This window comes from Rhizobacter sp. P3_B12, assembly GCF_056402895.1.
Window position 1 is genome coordinate 1 of record NZ_JBFUGN010000415.1, and the last position, 5166, is coordinate 5166.

At 66.1% G+C, this 5166-nt stretch carries 2 protein-coding genes and 2 pseudogenes; 1 reads left to right on the forward strand and 3 read right to left on the reverse strand.

Features of this window, described 5'->3' with window-relative positions; translation table 11 throughout:
* Positions 1-219: pseudogene (locus tag AC1D01_RS19980) on the forward strand (hypothetical protein); the annotation flags it as partial.
* Positions 220-265: 46 nt separating this feature from the next.
* Here the strand turns inward: AC1D01_RS19980 and AC1D01_RS19985 are convergent.
* The 3 genes and pseudogenes from AC1D01_RS19985 to AC1D01_RS19995 form a co-directional block, all read right to left on the reverse strand.
* Positions 266-355: pseudogene (locus AC1D01_RS19985) on the reverse strand (ATP-binding protein); the annotation flags it as partial.
* 2 nt (positions 356-357) lie between these two features.
* On the reverse strand, positions 358-2850 hold the full coding sequence (locus AC1D01_RS19990; protein ID WP_477869329.1) for a discoidin domain-containing protein: 2493 nt from the start codon (positions 2848-2850) through the stop codon (positions 358-360).
* Positions 2851-2910: 60 nt separating this feature from the next.
* A complete protein-coding gene (locus AC1D01_RS19995) occupies positions 2911-5076 on the reverse strand; it encodes a beta propeller repeat protein (RefSeq protein ID WP_477869331.1) in 2166 nt (721 codons plus the stop codon).
* Positions 5077-5166 lie beyond the last annotated feature (90 nt).

A 5166-nucleotide genomic window follows, 5' to 3' on the forward strand; every position in this document is an offset into this window, starting at 1 on the left:
TCCCTCCCGGTGCTGGGCGCGAAGAACGCGAACAACAACGACTTCGACAGCAGCCCGAACCAGATCGGCAACGGCAGCCTGCTCCCCAGCACCTCCGTCGATCAGCTCGGCGCGACGCTGGCACGCTGGTTCGGCGTGTCGGACACCGATGCGCTGACGGTCTTCCCGAACCTCGCGAACTTCGATGCGAGCGTGCGCAACCTCGGCTTCATGGGCTGATTCACCGATCGCCGCGGCACGTCTTCGCTGTCCCGAGGGCCAGTCCGGCACGCAAGGTGCTGCCGCGGTGGCCACACGGGCACGGGTTCATGGCCGCGATGAGCTGGAAGCGCGCCGGAAACTCCGCCTGCCGTGCAATCACCGCGGCTTGGAAACGAGCAGCCCGAATTCGCCAAGATCCGTGAAGACGCTGTCGCCATTGTTGGCTGTGACGTTGAGCCGGTAGTAGCGATAGAAGCTGGGATTCGCGATCGCGTAGGTCTGCAGCTCGAAGCGTTGGGCAAACGCATGGTTGCTTTGCGTGTCGAGCGTGGTCCAGGTGGATCCATCGCTGGAGCCCTGGAGCTGCCAGTCCTTCGGATCGCGCGGGACCAGGCCGCCGGCGCTGGTGATCGCATAGCGCTGGACGCGTTCCGTGTGGCCGAGGTCATATTGCAGCCAGCCGGTCGTGCCCTTGTAGAACCATCCCGACGCCGTGTTCTGGTCGAAGGCACTCATGGCGCCACTCGTGTTCGTGCTGTCGCTCGCGGTGCCACCGGTGGCGACGTTCACCATCGGATGAGCCGGTGTGGCGCTGTCCGCAGGAGAACTACCGCTCGTTCCGGCGGAATTGCTCGCCGTGACCGTGTAGTAGTAGGTCACGCCATTGGTCACCGACTTGTCCGTGTAGCTGCTGCCTGTGACGCCCGACGCGACGGTCGCGTATTGGCCGTCGATGGATGTCRCGCGCCTGACCGTGTAGCTGGTCGCGCCGAAGGATGCCTGCCAGCGCAGCGGCACCGCGCCATCRCCCGGCGAGGCCAGCAGCATGGCCGGCGCCGCGGGGATGATGCTCGGCGCACCACCGTCGCCGCCGGTGATCTGGACGTTGCTGAAGGTGGAGGTGTTCAGGCCCTTGGCAACCGAGGAGACAACCAGGCCGACATAGATCGTGTCGGGAACGGGCGCGTCGATGCGGCCGACATCGGTGGCCGCCCAATTGGTGCCGTCGGGAGACACGTAGCCGGTGATGATGTTCCCGACGCGCTCGAGCTTCACCCAGTACGAGGGCGTGGAGCTGGCGATGTCGAAGGCCTTGGTCCCATAGTTCGAGCCACCATACACCGCGAGTTTCTGCATGTTCTGTTCGGCGTTGCCTCGGCTGGCGACGGCCATCCAGGCGCGGGGAGCGCCTGGTTCCAGGCTTGTTCGCATCATCACGCCCGCCTTTGCGGCCGGACTGGTGTTCTGGACCGACTCGACTTTCGCGATGATGGCGCTGTTGCCGGTGATGGCCTTGTAGGTGAAGTGGCAGCCGTCTTGCGTGCCCCACAAGATATCGTTGCCCGCACCCTGGATCGTCCATTTGCCGTTGGCGTAGGTGGACACGCCCGCCGGGGAGGCGCCTCCGATGTCCGCATTGCTGAACCCCGCGGTGATCGAGGTGGTCGAAGGAATGGGCAGCACCGACGGCGGCGTCGCCTTCGTGTTGTCGGCGTCCTTGAGGAACATGAAGCTGGTGCCGTCCACGGGCATCCAGCCGCGTCTCTGAGCGATGAAGGGGGCCTGGAGGCCCTTGCGCAGGACGTAGGCGCCATAGAGCTGAGTGAGCGCGACGTTTCCGCCATTGGCGCCGTTCCAGCCGTGCCCGGTGACGTCGGTGATGTAGTAGCGATCAGTCGTGCCGAAAGGAAGGGCTGTCGTCGGGACGAGCTCGTTCACCCTCGCGAAATACTCACCCGCTGCCAGCAGGCGGTCGTCAAGGTCGGAATAGATGTCGATGCCCTGGCTCCAGAGCGCTTCGGCGAGCATGGTCAGTGACTTGAGCTGCCCATGGGAGTGCCCCTGGTCGCGAAGGTAGTCGCCGAGCATGCCGATGTCGTTGGAGTTTCGCAGTCCGATATGGGCGAGGGTGCGGGTCTGGTAGACGACCTTGTCCAATGTCTCGCGGTCGTCGTTGTAGATCGCCATCAGTCCGCTGGCGACGAGGGCGAGTGCACCCTTGTTGGCGGCCCCGTACGAGCTATCGCCGTAGGGATTCGCCGCCGGCATCAGGACGTTCTTGAAGTATTTCTTGACGGTCGCCGTGTCGGCCTCCTTCCAGCCCGGCCAAGTGCTTCGCAGGATGTCCGCGCCGCCCACGAACTGGAAAGCGTAATCGCCCAAGTCGAGCATCGACTCGCGACCCGAGAACTCGACTTGGGTGGTGGCCCACCCAAGCAGCAACTTGCGCGCATTCACCGCGTATCGCTCGTCCCGAGTGAAATACCACATCCGGGAGAGATCCCAAATGGCCATCATGTCGTTGCGCCAGGCCCAGAGATTCTCGTCGGGCGCGCGGCTCACCTTCGCGAACGGGCCACCATGCCCTGCGTAGCTGAGCCTGGACGTGGGACTGTTTGCCAACTGATTGAAAGCGGACGTCCACGGCTCCTTGCCCTGATCGACATACGCCTTGAGCGTCTGGAGATCCGAGAGGGTGAGCGGCGTACCCGGGTGCTTCATGGCACGAACCTGCTGTGAGCCTCCGCCTCCCGCGGAGCCGCCGCTTTCCGCCAAATCCTCGCTCGCGTTTTGCTCATCGCTGCAAGAGATGAGTACGGCGGAGGTCAACAGGAGCAGCGCGCGGGCGAAGTTGGCGGTGTTGAACATGTGAGCGGTCATTTCGTAAGGGCAGATTCATGAGCGATGCAGGGATGAAGTGGACGGGATTCAATTGCTGTACAGCAAGCCCCTGCCGGTGCCGCTGACGTAGATCCGGCCATAGACGTTCTGGTCGGCCGCCATGACGCCCATGCCGCCGAACTGGTGAGCGTCGTCGTTGAAGCGAGTCCAGGTCACGCCGGCGTCGTCGGAGCGGTACACCCCCCACACGCCCTTCGCCGCGCCCACCACGTAGACCGCTGCCGAGTACGCAGCGCCGGGCTTGGCCTTGCCCAATGCCACCAGGGTGGCGCCCTGCACGTCGGGCCACGGGTTGCTGCCCAGGATCGACGCAAACTGGCTCAGCTTCGTCCAGGTCGCTCCCGAATCCACCGAACGGTACACGGCGTTGCCGTCGGCCAGCCAAAGGTCGCCCTCGGAGTTGGGGTTGACCGCGAGCGAATTGTTCGAGAAGTAGCCGGGGGCCAGCCCCGCGGCCACCGAGCCCTGGCTCAGCGTGAACGTGTGGCCGCCATCCGTCGACACGTAGACCTTGCCCGGCGTGCCCCACCAATGGGCGCCGGAATCGTAGGCATAGACCTTGTTTGGGTTCTTGCGATCTGCGACCAGGTGGTAGGCGCGGGGGAAGATGCTGTTGATCGCCGGCAGATTGGTCGGCACCCAGGTGGCGCCGTTGTCCGTGGTGTAGGTCGGCACCGAGTAGCCCGGCGCCCAGACCGCCCTGTTGCGCGCGGTGACCGCGATGCTCGCTTCCCCACCCTTGTTGTCCGCGGCGCCCGGCGGGTAGGTGGCGAACTTCGCCCAGGTCTTGCCGCCGTCGCCGGACCACACGCCGTAGCTGGTGCTGTTGCCCAGGACGACGCCGATGGTGGCCATGTACTGCGGGTCCGACCACGCCATGTCGGCGGCAAAGCCGTTGCTCCAGCTGGTGGCCGGCGTCAGCGTCGGCTTGGTCGCGAGGTTGGTGTGCACCCAGGTGCCGATGTCGCCCGTACTGTTGATCACGGGGTACGTGGCGCCGGCCGGCGGCGTGGCCAGGCCCAGGACGGCAGTCTCCTCGATGCCGTCGTTCAGCTCGTTCCAGCTCGGCGTGGCCGAGGACGCGTTGCGGGTTTCCCAGACGCCGCCGCCATGTCCGTACAGGATGTGATCCCGGTTGGCAGGATCGATCTCGATGTCGTCGGGCCAGCCCCAGAAGGGCGCATCGGCCGGCGTATGCGGCATGGTGGCAGCGATCTCGCGCCAGTTGCGGCCGGCATCGTCGGACAGCCGGATGATTTGCTGGCCGCTGAAGCTGCCCCAGGTGTTGGTCACACCCAGCGCGATGCGCGTGGTCGAGCCGGTGCCGGAGACGGACACGCCGCCGTAGCCTGCGGAGTCGTTGCTGTCGAGCAAGGTCCAGTTGCTGCCGTCGAACTTGTAGAGACGGGCGGGACCACCGGCGCCCGGGCCGGTCTCCTTGGTGAAGGCCACATAGAACATGCCGTCTGCGGCGCGCACCATGTGCGGGATGTGATAGCCGGAGATCGGGACCGAGACCGGGGTCCACGARGCGCCGCCGTTGCTGGACTTGTACAGGTTCGAGSCCAGGCCYGCYGTSYKGACGTAGTCCGGSGCGATGGSCGCGTAGATCGTCTGCGTGGCYGASCCGCTGCCCTTGGTGCCGGTGTCGWRSACSACCRKCTCGACGCCCATCGCGCTGYYSAYGCYCAAGRYATTGACCTGGTCCTGGGTCAACYTGGCRCTCGACAGCGACGTGACCTGGGCCCAGGTGAGGCCCGAGTCSGYGCTCTTCCACAGGCCRGCCGTGCGCGWGCCGTAGAACAKCGTCGASGGCTTGTTGGGGTCGACCGTCAGGCGTTCGCCGATGGCCCGGCCGGGGCTGTTGCCCGCCAGGGGAAAGGGCAGGCCGACGTGAGTCCAGTGGTCACCACGGTCGCTGGAGATGTACAGGCGGCCGTCGCCCCCGAAGGTGTACATGCCGGCGGCCAGGTAGACGAGCTTGTCGTTGTTCGGATCGACGGCGATGCTTTCGATGCCGTGGAACCGGTCCTCGCCGCCGCCGAAGCCCAGGCCGTCGGTGATGGGCACCCAGGACGTCGTCGCCTCGCTCCAGCGGTAGGCGCCGCCGACGTCGGTGCGCGCGTAGCGCAGGTTGGCGGCGGTCGGATGGAAGACGAGGCCGGTGACGTAGCCGCCACCGCCGAACTTCACGCTCTTCCAGGTGGTGGCCTGGGCAGGCGCAGGCGCAGGCGCAGGTGCAGGCGCAGGTGCAGGTGCAGGCGCAGGCGCAGGCGCAGGTGC